Genomic DNA, 16,616 nt, shown 5'->3' with positions numbered 1-16,616 from the left:
GGCGCGGCCTGTTTACTTCGGCCCTTACTTCGGGCGTATGGCGTCCGCCGTCCCCTGGATGAACGCCTTGATGCTCTCGATGTCCTCACCCGAGAGCTTGCCCGTGAAGTCGGGCATGCCGCGCGCCATGGCCGGGCCCTTGAGGATGAACTTGTCCAGGTTCTCGATGTAGGCCGCGTCCATGTAGCCGAGGTTCGGGATGTTGCCGCCGCGGTCCACGCCCGGCACGCCGTGGCAGAACACGCAGTTGCTCACGTAGAGCATCGTGCCGGCCTGCACCTTGGCGGGGTCGTACTTCACGCCCTGCACCAGCTTGCTCATGCGGTACTGCACGAAGTCCGGCATCTTCGCGGTGCCGCCGACCGCGAAGGTGTAGACCGTGCCCGGCCCCTGCTTCTCGGTGGCGCGCTGCGCGAGGCCGTACACGCCGCCCCAGCCCACGGCCACCGACACGTACTGCTTGCCGTCGACCATGTAGGTCGAGGGCGCCGCGACCACGCCGGTGCCGGTGGGCGTTTCCCACAGCTTCTCGCCGGTCTTCGCGTTGTAGGCCAGGAACCGCCCGTCGGCCGTGCCCTGGAACACGAGGTTGCCCGCGGTGGTGAGCGTGCCGCCGTTCCATGGCGAGGCGTAGTCGACGCCCCAGGCTTCCTTCTGCGCGACCGGGTCCCACGCGACGAGGCGGCCGAAGGGCTTGCTGGTGGGCGGCTCCACGTTGGCGAATTTGCCGGTGTTCCAGCCCAGCGCCGCATGCGGTCGGCCCGGTGCGTTCTGGTCGAACTTCCAGTCCTTGTCGTCCATCAGGTTGATCGGCACGTGCTGCGCCGGCAGGTACGCGTAGCCCGTCTGCGGGTTGAACGACATCGGGTGCCAGTTGTGCGCGCCGAAGGGGCCGGGGATGCTGTCGCCGGGCTTCTCGTTCTGCCGCGCGGCCGCGATCTCGATGGGCCGGCCGTTCTTGTCGTAGCCCGTGGCCCAGTTCACCTCGACGAAATTCTTCGCCGAGATGAACTTGCCGTTGGTGCGGTCGATGACGAAGAAGAAGCCGTTCTTCGGCGCATGCAGCAGCACCTTGCGCGCCTTGCCGCCGAGCCTGACGTTGGCCAGGATCATCGACTGCGTGGACGTGTAGTCCCAGTTGTCGCCGGGCGTCTCCTGGTAGTGCCACACGTACTTGCCGGTGTCGGGGTCGAGCGCCACCACCGAGCCGAGGTACAGGTTGTCGCCGCCCTTGGGGCTGCGCGCCTTGTGCGCCCAGGGCGAACCGTTGCCGGTGCCCACGTACATCAGGTTGAGCTCGGGGTCGAAGGCGAAGCTGTCCCACGCGGTGCCGCCGCCGCCGGCCTCCCAGTACTTGCCGCTCGGGTCCCAAGTCTTGGCGGCACGCGCCATCGATTCGTCTTCGAAGGGCTTGGCCGGATCGCCGGGCACCACGAACCAGCGCCACTTCTGGTCACCGGTCTTCGCGTCGTAGGCGGTGACGTAGCCGCGCACGCCGTACTCGGCGCCGCCGTTGCCGATGATGACCTTGCCCTTGAAGACGCGCGGCGCGCCGGTGATGGTGTAGCTGCCCTTCTGGCCTTCGATGGCGTTCTTCTCCCACACCTTCTGGCCCGTGGCCGCATCGAGCGCGATGAGCCGCCCGTCGTAGGCCGCCACGTAGACCTTGCCTTCGTGGATCGCCACGCCGCGGTTCACCACGTCGCAGCAGCCCCTGAAGCCTTTGGACTTATCGACCTGCGGATCGAAGGTCCAGAGCTTCTGCCCCGTGCGCGTGTCGACGGCGTGCACCACGCTCCATGAAGCAGTGACGTACATGATGCCGTCCACCACCAGCGGCGTGGATTCCACGCCGCGCGTCGATTCGAGGTTGTACGACCAGACCAGCCCGAGCTCTTTCACGTTGCCCGCGTTCACCTGGTCGAGCTTGCTGAAGCGCGACTCGGCGTAATCGAGGCCCACGCTGGGCCAGTCGGGTGTCTTCTGCGCGGCGTTGGCGCGAATGAAATTGCCGTCGACTTTCTTCGTAGCGGCCGCCGCGCGGTCCTGCGCGTTCTGGGCCGTGGCCGTCGATGCGCCCAGGCACAGCAATGCGCCGGCCAGCATGAACAGCCCGGTGGTGGTTTTCTTCATCGTGGGTCTCCTTGTGCTGCAAGGATCGTTCGCGCAGCGTTGGCGTTCACCTTCGGGATTTCCCCAATCGAGCCTTGTTCCATTGCGGAACACATTCGCTGTGGTCCCCGAATCCAGGGAGGCATCGAGCACCATGGCTCACGACATGTTCGACAGGCTGGGCACCGCGGATGCACCGCGCCAGCTCTTCGCCAACACGCCCGCGCAGCGTGTGGCGCTCGCGCGGCGGCAGTTCTTCGAGGAAGGCGTGCGGCCCTCGGGCCTCATCGGCGAGGCGGTGCTGCAGTCGTGGATGCGCTGCACCCGCACCCATGCCGACCGCCAGCGCATCGTGCCCTTCGATGCCGTCACGCCCAGCCGCCTGCACGCCACGCTCGCGCGCAACCGCGAGCTGCTCGAAGTGGCGCGGCAGGAGCTCGGGCAAATGGAGCACGCGCTCGCCGGCACCGACTGCCGCGTGATCCTCACCGACCGCGAAGGCGTGATCGTGCACGTCACGCACCAGCCCGCCGCCGCGCACCAGCCGGTGCTGCGCAAGACCGCACGTGTCGGCGTGAACATCTCCGAGCGCATCGTCGGCACCACCGCGCCCGGCATCGTCGCGAGCACCGGGCAGGCCTGCACCGTCGATGGCGCGGAGCACTACTTCGACGTGCTGCGCGAGATGCAGTGCGCTGCGGCGCCGATCCGCGACGTGACGGGGCGATTGGCCGGCGTGCTCGACCTCACGGTGGAGGCGCGTCGCTTCGGCTTCGATGCGGCGTCGATGGTGTCGCTGTATGCGACGACGATCGAGAACCGCCTCTTGCAGGCGCAGTCGCGCGACCATCTCATCCTGCGTTTCCAGGCGAGCCCGACGCTGCTCGGCACGCCGCTGGAGGCGCTCGCCGGCATCGCGCCGGACGGCACCATCGCGTGGCTCAACAACGCGGGCGCACGACTGCTCGGGCGCTTGCCCGAAGCGGCAGACGAGCGCGATGTCGAATGCCTGCTGGGCCATGACCTCGCAAGCCTGTTGCGACTGGGGCGCCGCGAATCCGCGCAGCCGCTGCGGCTCGCGAGCGGGCTCGGCGTGTGGGTGCAGGCGCATCTGAAGGGCGGCGCGGACGGCGTGGACTTCAAGCATGCGGTGGCGATGCCGGGCGCGCTCCCATCGATGCCCATCGAACACACTGCGGACAAAGCGGTCACCGAAGCCTGCACGATCACAACCGCCGCCGACAACGAACAGGCGCCGCATACCGAAACATTGCGCGAACACAGCCGCAAGTTGATCGAGGAAACGCTCGTCGCGCACGGTGGCAACGTGTCGCAGGCCGCGCGCCAACTCAACGTGTCACGCGGCACGCTCTATCGACGCATGCGCGGCTGGCGGGAGAGCGAAGGGCTGGCTGCGGACTGAGCGCGCCGTTCAGCGCTTGGGCAACGCATAGGCGATCACATGGTCTCCGGTGCGCGTGCCGAGCGAGCCGTGCCCACCCGCAGCCACCACCACGTACTGCCGCCCATCGCCACCGCGGTAAGTCATCGGCGTGGCCTGTCCACCGGCCGGCAACCGGCTGCGCCACAGCTCCTTCCCATTGCCGACGTCGTACCCGCGCACGTACTGGTCCAGCGTGCCCGACAGGAAGGCCACGCCACCCGCCGTCATCACCGGCCCGCCGAGATTCGGCACCCCCATCGCAAAGGGCAGTGGCACCGGCGAGCTGTCGCGCACCGTGCCGTTCTTGTGCATCCAGATGACCTTGCCGCTGCGCAGGTCCGCCCCCGCCACATGGCCCCACGGCGGCGCCTGGCACGGCAGTCCCAGCACCGAGGTGAACGGGTTGAGCTTGATCGCGAAGGGCGCGCCGAAGTTCTCGTTGAGCGCCGGCAGGCTGCCGGTCGGTTGGCCCTTGCCCTGCACATAGCGCGTGGTGTCGTCCGCGCGCGGGATCAACCGCGACACGAAGGCCAGCGACGCCGGCGTGGTGAAGGCGATCTGCCGCTGCGGATCGACCGCGATGCTGCCCCAGTTGAAGACGCCGAAGTTGCCCGGATAGATGAGCGAACCCTCTGTCGACGGCGGCGTGAAGCGGCCTTCGTAGCGCAGCCGGTGGAAGGCGATGCGGCAAGCGAGCTGGTCGAACACCGTCGCGCCCCACATGTCGGCCGGCGTGAGCGCGGGCGGATTGAATGAGAGGCCCGACACCGGCTGCGTCGGCGCCGTGCGGTCGCCGGTGGCTGCGCCTTGCGGCGCAGGCCGTTCGTTCACCGGCACGATGGGCTTGCCGTTGCGCCGGTCGAGCACGAAGAGCTCGCCCTGCTTGGTCGGCTGCACCAGCGCCGGAATGGTCTCGCTGCCCACGCGCAAGTCGATGAGGCTGGGCTGCGCGGGCACGTCGTAGTCCCAGAGGTCGTGGTGCACCGTCTGGAAGCTCCAGCGCACGCGGCCGCTCGAGAGATCAAGCGCCACCACCGACGACGAATAACGCTCGGCGCCCTCGGTGCGCTTGCCGCCCCACTGGTCCGGCGGCTGGTTGCCCGTGGGCACGTAGACCAGCCCCAGCGCCTCGTCCACGCTGGAGATGGACCAGCTGTTGGGCGAGTTGACGGTGTAGGTGCGGTCGGCCGCGATGGGCGCGGTTTCCTCGGGGTTGCCCGAATCCCAGTTCCACACGAGTGCGCCGGTGTTCACGTCGAAGGCGCGGATCACGCCCGAGGTTTCCTTGGTCGAGACGTTGTCGAGCACCGTGCCGCCCACGATGATGAGCGAGCGCGTGACGACCACCGGCGAGGTCGAGTAGTACGCGCCCAGGCTCACGTTGGGCATGTTCTTCCAGAGATCGATCTGCCCGCTGCCGCCGCCGAACGCGAGGCAGGGCTTGCCGTTCTCGGGGTTGAGCGCGAGGACGCGGCCATCGGCGGTCGGCATGAAGAGCTTCGCATCGCAGTCGCCCGCGGGTGCTGGCGTCGGCGAAGGCGACGGTGCCGATGCGGCGGCGGTTTGTGCCGCGGCGCCTGCATAGTAAGAGAGGCCCCGGCAGGTCAGATGCTGCAACGCGAGCGGGCGCTTGATCTCGGGCGTGTAGCGCCAGAGCTGCTCGCCCGTGGTCGCGTTGAGCGCCACCACCGCCTGGTGCGGCGTGCAGAGGAACAGCCACTCGCCGATCTTCAGCGGCGTGACTTCGAAGGTCGTCTCTTCGGGATCGCCAGGCTGGCCGCGCACGTCACCGGTGCGGAAGTGCCAGGCCTCTTCGAGCTGCCCGACGTTGGCCGGCGTGATCTGGTCGAGCGCCGAGTAGCGCTGGCCGAAGCCGGTGCCGCCGTAGGCGGTCCAGTCGTCCTTCGGAGGTGGCGGGCTTGCGAGCGCGGTGGCCGTTGCGTTGCTCGATGCATCGGGCAGCGGCGCGATGCCTTCGATGCGCCCCGGCTCGCGCGTCCACGAGAACACCGCCGCGACCAGAAAGGCCGCGAGCACCACGCCGAGCACGGCGCGCGTGCGGCCGATGCCCGTCGCATCGCGTCGCGCAAGCGCGCGCGCCACCCAGGGCGTGAGGAGGAACAAGCCCACCACGAAGAACACATCGCCGCGCGCGGCCAGCGGCCACCAGTCGAAGCCCACTTCCCACAGCGCCCACACGAGCGTGAGCAGGACCACCGCCGCATAGAACAGCAGCCCGACGCCGCCGCCACGTTTGAGCAGCACCGCAGAAGCGATGAGCCCCAACCCCGCGACAAGGTAGTACCAGGAGCCGCCGAGCGCGATGAGCCATGCGCCCGCGACCACGAGCGCGAGGCCCGCAAGGCCGATGAGCACGGCGATCACGACAAGCAATGCGGAGGGCGACGAGGACTCGGCGGGCTGGGTGAACTGGGCGGAGGAACGCGTCATGGCTGGGACTCCTGGAGGCGGAATCCTCAAACGTTAGAGCATCGATCGCGCGCCGCGCGTAGGCCGAATGCTCAGGCCGTGGCAAAAACCTGTGCGGCGCGTGCGCGGCGCGTTCTCGCGTCAGGTTGCAGCGGCCTTAAGTATTCGTGCAATGCCAGCGCCGCTGCGCCGACCGCGGGCGCGAGCGCTTCATAGCGCGCGGTGCGAAGGTCGGGCGCGGGCATGCCGGCGCCGTCGGCGTGGCGCTTCACGGCCTCGAACGCGGCTTGCACGAAGCCGCGATGCGCTGCGCACGACTTGCCGCCGAGCACGATCGCGCGCGGATTGAACGTCACCCACAGGTTCTGCAACAGCACGCCGAAGAAGGCCGCGGCGCGCGGCATGTCCGTGCCTTCGCGCTCCAGCACGCGCGAGCCGAAGAAGGCTTCGGCGCAGCCGCGACGGCCGCACGAGCACAGCGGCCCGTCGAGTTCGAGGATCGTGTGGCCGATCTCGCCGGCCATGCCTTGCGCACCGGTGAAGAGGCGGTCGTTCAGCACCACGCCCGCGCCCACGCCGACGTCGCAGCTCACGAAAATCAGCGGGTCCTCGCCCTCGCCCGCGGCGAATTCGTATTCGCCGAGCACGGCCGCATCGGCATCGTTCTGCAACTGCACGGTGACGCCGGGCAGGCCTGCGGCAGCGAGCGATTTTTCGAGCGCGGGCAACAGGCTCACGTTGCGCCATCCGAGGTTGGGCGCGAAGCGCACGACGCCGGTGCAATCGTCCACCGCACCCGGCACGCACACACCGATGCTCGAGAGGCTCAGGCCCAGCGCATCGAGTTGCTTGTGCGCGGCCGAGGCCATGCGCGCGACCTGCGCGCACACGCCGGCGGGCGAGCCGTCGGTGAGCGCGTGGGTGTTGGAGTACAGCACCTCGCCCTGCAGCGAAACGCACACGAGCCGCACGGTCTCCACCGCGATTTCCACGCCCATCAATGCGCGCACACCGACGTTGATCTGCAGCGGCGTCGAGGGCCGGCCGAGCCCGTCGTTCACCGCCGCATCGGACTCCTTGAGCCAGCCTTCGTCGAGCAGCTCGCGCACCAGCAGGCTCACTGTCGATTTCGTGAGGCCGCTCTCGGTGGCCAGGCGCGCACGCGACAGCCCCGGCTGCGCGCGCAGCAAGCGCAGCAGCACGCTGCGGTTCATGCGCTTGAGCAGCTGCTGGTCGCCGATGGTCTTCATGTCGCGCGGTGGATCAGGCAGTCGCTGCTGCGGCTGATGCTGCGTGATGCGCCTGCTCTTTGCCTTCGGGCCGCTTGCCCGCAATGATCATCCCGAGCACTTCGTCCTCGGTCACGTCTTCGGTGCGGTAGGTGCCCACGAGCTTGCCGTTTTTCATGACCGCGAGGCGGTCGCTCAGCGAGAACACGTCGGGCATGTCGTGCGTGATGAGGAAGATGCCCACGCCATCGGCCTTGAGCTGCTTCACGAGGCCGCCGACCATCGCGGTTTCCTCGGGGCCGAGCGCGGCGCAGGGCTCGTCCATGATGAGGATGCGCGCATTGAAATACAGCGCGCGCGAGATCGCCACCACCTGCCGCTGGCCGCCCGAGAGACGGCGCACCGGCACGCGGATGTTGGTGAAGTTCTTGTTGAGGCGATGGAACACTTTTCGCGCTTGCACTTCCATGAAGTGGTCGTCCAGCGTGTTCCAGCGCGTCATCTTCTCGCGGCCGAGAAAAAGGTTGGACACCGAGTCGAGGTTGTCCGCGAGCGCGAGCGTCTGGTAGATGGTCTCGATGCCCTGCGCCTGCGCTTCGGCGGGCGTGCGGATGTTGACCTTCTCGCCCGCGATCAGCGTGTCGCCCGAGTCGATGGGGTAGGCGCCCGCGAGCATCTTCATCAGCGTGGACTTGCCCGCGCCGTTGTGGCCGAGCAGCGCGACCACTTCGCCGGGGTACAGGTTCACGCTCACGCCGTCCACGGCCTTCACGCCACCGAAGGCTTTGCGGATCTCGCGCAGTTCGACGAGGGGTTTGGATGTGTCGATGTCGGCCATGTCAGTTCTCCCCGAACTTGCGGCGATAGAGCACGTCGAAGACGACCGCCACGATCAGCACCTGGCCGATGATGACCATGCGTTTGCCGATCGGCACGTCGAGCAGCAGCATGCCGCTGTCGAGCGACTGCATGATGAGCGCGCCCAGCACCGAGCCGAAGATCGAGCCGCTGCCGCCCGCGAGCGCAGTGCCGCCGATGACGGCCGCCGCGATCACGTAGAGCTCCATGCCGGTGCCCAGCGAATTGGTGCCCGCGTTGAGCCGCGCGATCGACACGATGGCCGCGACGGTGACCAGCACCGCCAGCAGCGCGAACAGCATCAGCGTGACGCGCTTGACCGGAATGCCCACGAGCGCCGCCGCATCGGGATTGCCGCCCATCGCGAACACATAGCGCCCGAAGCGCGTGCGGTGCACGATGAACGACAGCACGATGGCCACCACCGCCCAGATGAGCACCGGAATCGGAATGCCCTGCGGCTCCGACTTCGACGAGATCTGGTAGTTGTTCATGACGGCCGCGAAACCGAACACCACCGCCACCGGCACGGCCGTGATGAGCACGTCGAGCCACAGCGCCTCGGTCGGCATCTCGTAGCGCTGGCGCGCGCGGCGCTTCTGCACCATGCGCCCGAAGAGCACGAGCGCCACCAGCGCCGCGATCACCCAGCTTGCGGTGGTGCCGACGCCGCCGTCGTAGCCGCCGCCCAGGCGCTGGAAGAATTCGTCGTTCACCGGCTGCGTCTTGCCGTCGGCCACGAGGAAGGCCGCGCCGCGGAACGACATCAGGCCGCCGAGCGTGACCACGAACGAGGGCACGCCGAGCACCGCGGTGAGCCAGCCTTGATAGATCGACACCAGCAGCGCCACCGCCAGACCCGCGAGGCAGGCCGTGGGCCACGACCAGCCCGAGGTGTATTGCAGGTACGCGATGAGCACGCCCACGAAACCCATCACCGAGCCGACCGACAGGTCGATGTGGCGCGCCACGATGATCAGCACCATCACGGTGGAGACGATGCCCACCACGGCGGTCTGCTGCGCGACGTTGTAGAGATTCTCGGGCGAGAGAAACACGCCGCCCGACATGACGCTGAAGGCCACCGCCATGACGACCAGCAGCACGCACATCAGGATCAGGCGCAGGTCGACGCCCGTGCGGCGCCACCATCCCGGAGTTTCATTGCTCATTTTTTGGATACCCCCTCAAAGCGGATGCGCGACAGCGTCCCGGCCGGGCTTGCGGAGCCCGGCCTGACGGATGCATCGCGCGGATTGACGACTGGCTGGCTTGGCTTGCTTACTTGCAGGCCGCGGGTGCGCTGGCGGCCGGGACGCCCTTGCAGAGCTCGTCCTTCTTGATCCAGCCGGCCTTGACCACGACGTCGAGGTTGTCGCGCGTGATCGGCACCGGTGTGAGCAGGCGCGAAGACAGCGCGACCTTCTTCGGGCCCGAGTTCCACTGCGCGGCCTTCTCGACCGGCTTGCCCTGCGAGAGCGAGATGGCCGCAATGGCGGCTTCGCGGCCGAGCTCGCGCGAGTCCTTGAAGATGGTGGCGGTCTGCGTGCCCAGCGCGATGCGGTTGAGCGCCGCGAAGTCCGCGTCCTGGCCCGACACCGGCACGCCGCGCAGGCCCTTGGCCGTGAGCGCCGCGACCGCGCCGCCGGCGGTGCCGTCGTTGGCAGCCACCACCGCATCGACCTTGTTGGCGTTCTTGGTGAGGATCTGCTCCATGTTCTTCTGCGCGACCTCGGGCTTCCAGCCTTCGGTGTATTCGTCGCCGACGATCTTGATGTCGCCCTTCTTGATGGAGGGCTCGAGCACCTCCTGCTGGCCTGCGCGCAGGAAGTCGGCGTTCGGGTCGCTGGGCGAGCCCTTGATGATCACGTAGTTGCCCTTGGGCTTGACCTTGAGCACCTCGCGCGCCTCCATGCGGCCGACCTCGACGTTGTCGAAGGTGATGTAGAAGACGCCGGGCGCTTCGATCAGGCGGTCGTAGGCGACCACGGGCACCTTCTGGCGCGTGGCCTTGGTGACGGCGGGCAGGATCGCGTCCTTGTCCATCGCCAGCACGATGAGCGCCTTGGCGCCCTTGGACATCAGGCCCTCGATGTCGCCCAGCTGCTTTTCGGGCGAACCGCCCGCGTCGGCGCTGATGTACTTGGCGCCCAGCTTTTCGAGTTGCGCCTTGATGGCCGCCTCGTCGGTCTTCCAGCGCTCTTCCTGGAAATTGGACCAGCTCACGCCGACCACGGTCTGGGCCAGTGCGCTCACGGCGGTGAGGCCGAAGGCCATGGCGGCCAAAGTTTGTTTGAGTTGCATCGGTGTCTCTCCTGCCGTGTAAGAAATTAGTTAGTTTGAAAGGCGAACTAACTATCCCATTGCAGCCGGAAGATTGGCATCCGGGAATTCCCCGAGCGCCGAAACGCAACGAATCAGGGCGAAATAGCCGCCGAGGAAAGGGCCGCGACCGGCCGCAGCCAGCCCAACGCGCTGCCCGCCACGGTCCAGCGGCCATCGACAGCCTCCAGGGCAAGGCGGGCCCGACTGCTGGAGAACGGGCCGGGGTTCTGCTGGACGATCTCGACCTCGCGTTCGGTCACGTTGGCAACGATCGCGACGTGTCCGTACGGATTGAAGAGCGTGGGCGGAAAGATGACGAGGTCGTCGACCTGCGGTTTCTCGGCCTCGCCGTTGCGGTACTGCACGAGCCCGCGCTTGGCGTTCAGCGCGCCCTGCGGCGTGGCGGCGTCGAAGAAGTCCTTGGCATTGCCGAAGGCATCGGGCATGCGGTGGTTGAAGCGCTCGAAGTAGTAGCGCTTGACGAACTCCACGCACTGGTACTTGATGCCCAGGTTGTAGCCGTCGCGCGAGAGGTTGCGGCCTTCCGAGTTGTTGACGCCGCCGTTGTAGTAGACCTTCACGCCGTTGAACTCGTCGACCACCGCGCCTACTTCCTGGCCGGGGTTGAGGTTCGTGTAGGTGACGACGCGATAGCCGGCGGCCGTCAGCAGCGCGGTGCCGGCCACGGCGAGAAGCAGGGTGCGCAGGCGAATCATCGCCATGCTCAGCACCCGCACACCTGCACGATCGGCCGGCCCTGCGGCGCGCCGCCGTCCATCGAGGCCCGGAGCTCACCGGCGTAGCAGGAGCCCTCGGACGGCGGATCGGGATAAGCCGCGCACATCGGCGCAAAGGGCACTTTGCGCGAGCGGATGGTGACCACCGCGCCATCGCCGCGATAGGTGTTGACCCAGTCGCGGCCGATCTTCGTGCTGCGGGCGTTGGCGAGCGTCAGCTCGCGCCCCTTCATCACGACATGCAGCTCCTCCGCCGTGGTCGATGCAAGGACCGTGTCGAAGGAAGGCGGCATGCCCGCGCGGCCAGCGGGCACCACGGCGCAGGTGCAGCGCTCGCCCTGCAACGGCGCAATGCGCTCGGCCGGCAGTGGTGTCAGCAGGGGTGGGAGTTGCGCCGATTGAGCGGAGCCCGTTGCCGGCAGGGCCAGCAGCAACGCAGCGAGGGATAGCACGGGGAGAAACGGCAGATGCATGGGCGCCAAGGTTAGCGCCCGACGATAGGGGCGCCGCACCCGCACGGCCAGTGCCGAAGGTCACCCCCGCGAATGCCTCGTCGACTGTCCTCGGGCATGATCGCGTGCACAAAAAAGCACTGGAGACACCGATGGGCCCGAGCATTTTCCCCGGCGCCGGCGAGGCGCTGTACCGCACGATGGTGCGCATCCGCGCGTTCGAGAACGCCGCCGAAACAGCAAGCCAGGGCGGCGTGAGCGCCTATGGCCAGCAGGCCGGCGGCGCCGCCAAGGTGCGCGGACCGCTGCACCTCTCGACCGGACAGGAGGCCGTGCCCGCGGGCGTGTGCGCCCATCTGCGCACCAGCGACTACCTCACCTCCACCCACCGCGGCCACGGCCACACGCTGGCCAAGGGCGCGGACCTCACCCGCATGATGTGCGAGCTGTTCGGCAAGGCCACTGGCTTCAACGGCGGCAAGGGCGGCTCGATGCACATCGCGGATTTCTCGGTCGGCATGCTGGGCGCCAATGGCGTGGTGGCGGCGGGGCTGCCGATTGCGGTTGGTGCGGCGCATGCGCAGAAGCTGCTCAAGAAAAGTGACGACTCACGGTCTGCTTCTTCGGCGATGGCGCGATCAACCGCGGTCCCTTTCTCGAAGCGCTGAACTGGGCGCGCGTTTATGAACTGCCGGTGCTCTTCGTCTGCGAGGACAACCGCTGGAGCGCCACCACCGCGAGCGGTCCGATGACGGCGGGCGACGGTGCCTCGGCGCGCGCCATGTCGATGGACATCGCGGCCACGCAGGTCGATGGCAACGACGTGTTCGCGGTGCACGAAGCCGCCGCGCGGCTGGTGAAGGAAGTGCGTGGCGGCGCCGGGCCGCGCCTGCTGCATGCGCTGACCTACCGCGTGAAGGGCCATGTGTCGGTCGATCTCGCGGCATACCGCGATCCGGCCGAACTGGCCGCCGCGCTGGAAACCGATCCGATCGCGCGCACGCGCGGCCACCTGCTCTCGGCCGGCGTGAGCGCGGCCACGCTCGATGCCATCGAGAACGCGGCGCGCGACGAAGTCGATACCGCGCTGGCCATCGCCGATGCGGCGCCCTGGCCCGATGCCGGCGCCGCCTTCACCGACGTGCAGACCATCGGAGCAGGCCAATGGCATTGAAGAAGGAACTGAGTTATTCCGAAGCCGCCGTGCTCGCCGTGCAGCGCGAGATGGAAGCCGATGCGCGCGTGGTCGTGCTCGGCGAGGACGTCGGCCGCGGCGGCATCTTCGGCCAGTACAAGGGGCTGCAGGAGACCTTTGGCGCCGAACGCGTGATCGACACGCCGATCAGCGAGGCCGCGATCATGGGTGCCGGCGTGGGCATGGCGCTCGCGGGGCTGCGCCCCGTGGTCGAGATGCGCGTGGTCGACTTCGCGCTCTGCGGCATGGACGAACTTGTGAACCAGGCGGCCAAGAACCGCTTCATGTTCGGCGGCCAGGGCCGCGTGCCGCTGGTGGCGCGGATGCCGGGCGGCATCTGGGACGCGTCGGCGGCGCAGCATTCGCAATCGCTCGAAGCGTGGTTCACTCACCTGCCGGGCGTGGTGGTGGTGAGCCCGTCGACGCCGCAGGACAACTACGGCTTGCTGCGCGCTGCGCTGCAGTGCGGCGACCCGGTCGTCTACATCGAGCACAAGACGCTGTGGGGCCTGCGCGGCGAGGTCGACGAAGACATCGCCGTGCCGCTCGGCAAGGCGGCGCGCGTGCGCGAAGGCAACGCGCTCACGCTCGTGAGCTGGAGCCGGCAGATGCAGGCCTGCGTCGCGGCATGCGATGCGCTCGCGGCCGAAGGCATCGCGGTCGACCTGATCGACTTGCGCACGCTGTGGCCGTGGGACCGCGAGACGGTGCTCTCTTCGTGCGCGCGCACCGGCCGATTGCTGGTGGTGCACGAGGCGGTGCAGGCTGCGGGCTTCGGCGCCGAGATCGCGGCCAGCGCCGCGGAGGCCACGGGCTGCCGCATCGCGCGGCTGGGCGCGCCGCGCATTCCGGTCGGCTATTCGCCGGTGCTGGAGGCGCAGTCGCGCATCGGCGCGGAGGCCATCGCAGCCACCGCGAAGAAGCTGCTGGGCTGACCCTCAGGCTGCGAAGCCGCCGTCGATGTTCAGGCTGGCACCCGTCACGAAGGCCGCTTCGGGGCTGGCGAGGTAGGCCACCATGCTCGCGATTTCATCGGGATGGCCATGGCGAGCCACCGCCATCAGGCCGTGCATTGCGGCGGCATGCGGGCCATCGACCGGGTTCATGTCGGTGTTGACCGGGCCGGGCTGCACGTTGTTGACGGTGATGCCGCGTGGGCCGAGGTCGCGCGCGAGGCCCTGCACGAGCCCCTTCAGCGCGGACTTGCTCATTGCGTAGGCGGCACCGCCGGGCCATGGCATGCGCTCGGCGTTGGTGCTGCCGATGTTGACGATGCGGCCGCCTTCGCCCATGTGGCGCGAGGCCGCCTTGGCGGCGACGAACACGGCGCGCACGTTGACGTTGAGCGTCTTGTCGAAATCTTCGAGCGAGAAGTCGTCCACGGTGCCGGCCAGGTACACGCCGGCGTTGTTGACGAGGATGTCGATCTTGCCGAGGGTGCGGGCCGCTTCGTCGATGCCGGCGGTGAGGGCCGCGGCGTTGGCGCTGTCGATCTTCAGCGCGAGCGCGCGACCGCCTTCGGACTGGATGCTGCGCACCAGCTCGTCGGCCGGGGCTGCGGAACTGGCGTAGCTGAAGGCCACGGCGGCGCCGTCGCGCGCCAGGCGCCGCACGATGGCCGCGCCGATGCCGCGCGAACCGCCGGTGACGAAGGCGACCTTGCCGGTCAGGACGGGGGAAGAGGAAGTATTGGAAGCCATGATGTTTTTCCGATGGATTGGAGGAAGAAGACCTTCAGTGTCGGGATTTCATTGCGTTCCCGGTAGCCATCAATAGTCGCAATCAAATTCAACCAAAAGTTGAAGATGAGATTGAAAATGGACGCATGGAACCGCTCAACCATCTTGAATCCTTCGTCCAAAGCGCCGAAGGCGGTAGCTTCTCGGCAGCCGCCCGGCGCCTGGGGCTCACGCCGGCGGCCGTCAGCAAGAACGTCGCGCGGCTCGAGGCGCGGCTGGGTGTGCGGCTGTTCCAGCGCAGCACGCGCCGCCTCACGCTGACCGAGGGCGGGGAGCGCTTCCTGGCGCAGATCGGCGGCGCGCTCGCCACACTGCAGGACGCGGTGGCCGGCCTCGCGAAGGACGACGGCCAGCCCGCCGGCACGCTGAAAGTGAGCATGGGCCAGGCCTTCGGGCGCGAGCACGTGCTGCCGATGATGGGCGACTTTCTGGCGCGCTACCCGTCGATCCTGCCCGACTGGCACTTCGACAACCAGCAGGTGGACCTGGTCGGCGAGGGCTTCGACGCGGCCATCGGCGGCGGCATCGAGCTGTCGCCGGGCGTGGTGGCACGCGAGCTGTCGCGCATCCATGTGGTGGCGGTGGCTTCGCCGGCCTACATGGCGGGACGCGAGCAGCCTGTGCAGCCCACCGACCTGGCGAGGTTCGACGCGCTGCTGCGGCGCTCCTCGCCCACCGGGCGGCTGCGCAGCTGGACGCTGCAGCACGCGGGCGGCCAGCAGGCCACGGTGGAGCTGCCGCGCCCGCGTGCGATCTTCAACGACCCCGAAGCCATTGCCCAGGCCGCGGTGCTGGGGCTGGGCGTGGCCATGCTGCCGATGCCTTTCGTCGAGCGGGGCCTGCGCAGCGGCGAACTGGTGCGGCTCTTGCCCGAATGGCATTTCGACGCGGGCGTGGTGTGGCTCTACTACCCGAGCAAGAAGCTGCTGCCTCCCAAGACGCGCGTGTTCGTCGACTTCGTGCTGGAACGCCTTCGCCGCGAGCGCTTCGCCGAGCGCATGCAGGTGGCCTGAAAGCGTCGATTCCCGGGGTTTTCACTCGCGGCGATGGGTGCGGTTCGCCTGTACAAAGGCGCGCATGAACTTATCTTTCAAAACGAATCGCCGGGCCGCGCTGACGGCGTGGGCCGCTGCAGCCATCGCCCTGATGGCCCCCGCCGCATGGGCCCAGGGCACCTGGCCGACCAAGCCCGTGCGCATCGTCGTGCCCTTCGCGGCCGGCGGCACCACCGACATCCTGGCGCGCGCCGTCGCGCCCGAGCTCTCCAAGGCCTTCGGCCAGCAGTTCATCGTGGACAACCGCGCGGGCGCAGGCGGCAACGTGGGCGCCGAGATCGTGGCGCGTGCGCCGAACGACGGCTACACGCTGCTGATGGGCACGGTGGGCACGCACGGCATCAACCGGGCGCTGTACCCGAAGCTGCCCTTCGACCCGATCAAGGACTTCGTGCCGATCACGCTGGTGGCGGCCGTGCCGAACGTGATGGAGATGAATGCCGACAAAGCCAAGGCGCTGAACATCCACAACGTGCAGGACTTCATCAAGTACGCCAAGGCCAACCCCGGCAAGCTGAACATGGCGTCGAGCGGCAGCGGCACCTCGATCCATCTGGCAGGCGAGCTCTTCAAGAGCATGACGGGCACGTTCATGGCGCACATTCCGTACAAGGGCTCGGGCCCGGCGTTGCTGGACATGGTGGGCGGCAATGCCGACGTGATGTTCGACAACCTGCCCTCGTCGATGGCGCAGATCAAGGGCGGCAAGCTCACCGCACTGGCAGTGACCAGTTCGCAGCGTTCGCTGGCGCTGCCGGATCTTCCGACGGTGGAAGAAGCGGGCGGTCCGACGCTCAAGGGATTCGAGGCGAGTTCATGGTTCGGCCTGCTGGCGCCGGCCGGCACCTCGCCCGAGATCGTGAACCGGATTCAGCAGGAAGTGGCCAAGTCGCTCGGCACACCCGCCATCAAGGAGAAGATGCTCGCCCAGGGTGCGATCCCGAGCGGCAATTCGCCGGCCGACTTCACGAAGCTCATCGCAAGCGAGCACGTGAAGTGGGCGAAAGTCGTGAAAGACTCCGGCGCTAAAGTGGACTGAC

General features: G+C 68.1%; 13 protein-coding genes and 1 pseudogene. 5 read left to right on the top strand and 9 right to left on the bottom strand.

Going from position 1 to position 16,616, the window contains the following annotated elements:
- Positions 1-24: 24 nt before the first annotated feature.
- The gene (locus NU688_RS27570) at positions 25-2,133 is read right to left on the bottom strand and encodes a PQQ-dependent dehydrogenase, methanol/ethanol family (RefSeq protein ID WP_257864034.1); all 2,109 of its coding nucleotides are present in this window, start codon (positions 2,131-2,133) and stop codon (positions 25-27) included.
- Between the two features lie 133 nt (positions 2,134-2,266).
- Here NU688_RS27570 and NU688_RS27565 point away from each other — a divergent pair, with 133 nt between their 5' ends.
- Positions 2,267-3,535: a helix-turn-helix domain-containing protein gene (locus NU688_RS27565; RefSeq protein WP_257864033.1), complete on the top strand. Its 1,269-nt coding sequence runs from the start codon at positions 2,267-2,269 to the stop codon at positions 3,533-3,535.
- A gap of 9 nt (positions 3,536-3,544) precedes the next feature.
- On the opposite strand, the gene NU688_RS27560 is transcribed toward NU688_RS27565, so the two are convergent.
- The 7 genes from NU688_RS27560 to NU688_RS27530 form a co-directional block, all read right to left on the bottom strand.
- Positions 3,545-6,007 carry a glucose/quinate/shikimate family membrane-bound PQQ-dependent dehydrogenase gene (locus tag NU688_RS27560; RefSeq protein ID WP_257864032.1) on the bottom strand — a complete coding sequence of 821 codons (2,463 nt, stop codon included), beginning with the start codon at positions 6,005-6,007 and terminating at the stop codon, positions 3,545-3,547.
- A 71-nt stretch (positions 6,008-6,078) separates the two neighbouring features.
- The gene (locus tag NU688_RS27555; RefSeq protein WP_257864031.1) at positions 6,079-7,236 is read right to left on the bottom strand and encodes an ROK family transcriptional regulator; all 1,158 of its coding nucleotides are present in this window, start codon (positions 7,234-7,236) and stop codon (positions 6,079-6,081) included.
- A 13-nt stretch (positions 7,237-7,249) separates the two neighbouring features.
- Positions 7,250-8,053 (bottom strand): ATP-binding cassette domain-containing protein, encoded by an 804-nt coding sequence (locus tag NU688_RS27550; RefSeq protein WP_257864030.1) that lies wholly within the window; start codon positions 8,051-8,053, stop codon positions 7,250-7,252.
- 1 nt (position 8,054) lies between these two features.
- Entirely contained in the window at positions 8,055-9,245 is a 1,191-nt protein-coding gene (locus NU688_RS27545) for a sugar ABC transporter permease (RefSeq protein ID WP_257864029.1), read from the bottom strand.
- A gap of 109 nt (positions 9,246-9,354) precedes the next feature.
- Positions 9,355-10,377: a D-xylose ABC transporter substrate-binding protein gene (gene xylF / locus NU688_RS27540; RefSeq protein WP_257864028.1), complete on the bottom strand. Its 1,023-nt coding sequence runs from the start codon at positions 10,375-10,377 to the stop codon at positions 9,355-9,357.
- Between the two features lie 113 nt (positions 10,378-10,490).
- Positions 10,491-11,120: a CHAP domain-containing protein gene (locus NU688_RS27535; protein ID WP_257864027.1), complete on the bottom strand. Its 630-nt coding sequence runs from the start codon at positions 11,118-11,120 to the stop codon at positions 10,491-10,493.
- Between the two features lie 2 nt (positions 11,121-11,122).
- Positions 11,123-11,587 carry a hypothetical protein gene (locus NU688_RS27530; protein ID WP_257864026.1) on the bottom strand — a complete coding sequence of 155 codons (465 nt, stop codon included), beginning with the start codon at positions 11,585-11,587 and terminating at the stop codon, positions 11,123-11,125.
- A gap of 152 nt (positions 11,588-11,739) precedes the next feature.
- On the opposite strand from NU688_RS27530, the pseudogene NU688_RS34095 reads away from it, so the two are divergent.
- Both NU688_RS34095 and NU688_RS27515 read left to right on the top strand, forming a co-directional pair.
- Positions 11,740-12,761: pseudogene (locus NU688_RS34095) on the top strand (thiamine pyrophosphate-dependent dehydrogenase E1 component subunit alpha).
- The gene (locus NU688_RS27515) at positions 12,752-13,717 is read left to right on the top strand and encodes an alpha-ketoacid dehydrogenase subunit beta (RefSeq protein ID WP_257864024.1); all 966 of its coding nucleotides are present in this window, start codon (positions 12,752-12,754) and stop codon (positions 13,715-13,717) included. The pseudogene NU688_RS34095 and the gene NU688_RS27515 overlap by 10 nt, the downstream one beginning before the upstream one ends.
- 3 nt (positions 13,718-13,720) lie before the next feature.
- On the opposite strand, the gene NU688_RS27510 is transcribed toward NU688_RS27515, so the two are convergent.
- Positions 13,721-14,482 (bottom strand): SDR family oxidoreductase, encoded by a 762-nt coding sequence (locus NU688_RS27510; protein ID WP_257864023.1) that lies wholly within the window; start codon positions 14,480-14,482, stop codon positions 13,721-13,723.
- A gap of 125 nt (positions 14,483-14,607) precedes the next feature.
- On the opposite strand from NU688_RS27510, the gene NU688_RS27505 reads away from it, so the two are divergent.
- Both NU688_RS27505 and NU688_RS27500 read left to right on the top strand, forming a co-directional pair.
- On the top strand, positions 14,608-15,534 hold the full coding sequence (locus NU688_RS27505; protein WP_257864022.1) for a LysR family transcriptional regulator: 927 nt from the start codon (positions 14,608-14,610) through the stop codon (positions 15,532-15,534).
- A gap of 64 nt (positions 15,535-15,598) precedes the next feature.
- Positions 15,599-16,615 carry a tripartite tricarboxylate transporter substrate binding protein gene (locus NU688_RS27500; protein WP_257864021.1) on the top strand — a complete coding sequence of 339 codons (1,017 nt, stop codon included), beginning with the start codon at positions 15,599-15,601 and terminating at the stop codon, positions 16,613-16,615.
- Position 16,616 lies beyond the last annotated feature (1 nt).

It is taken from the genome of Variovorax sp. ZS18.2.2 (assembly GCF_024701975.1).
Classification (GTDB): Bacteria; Pseudomonadota; Gammaproteobacteria; order Burkholderiales; family Burkholderiaceae_C; genus Variovorax.
This window is presented reverse-complemented; position numbering and strand designations above follow the sequence as displayed.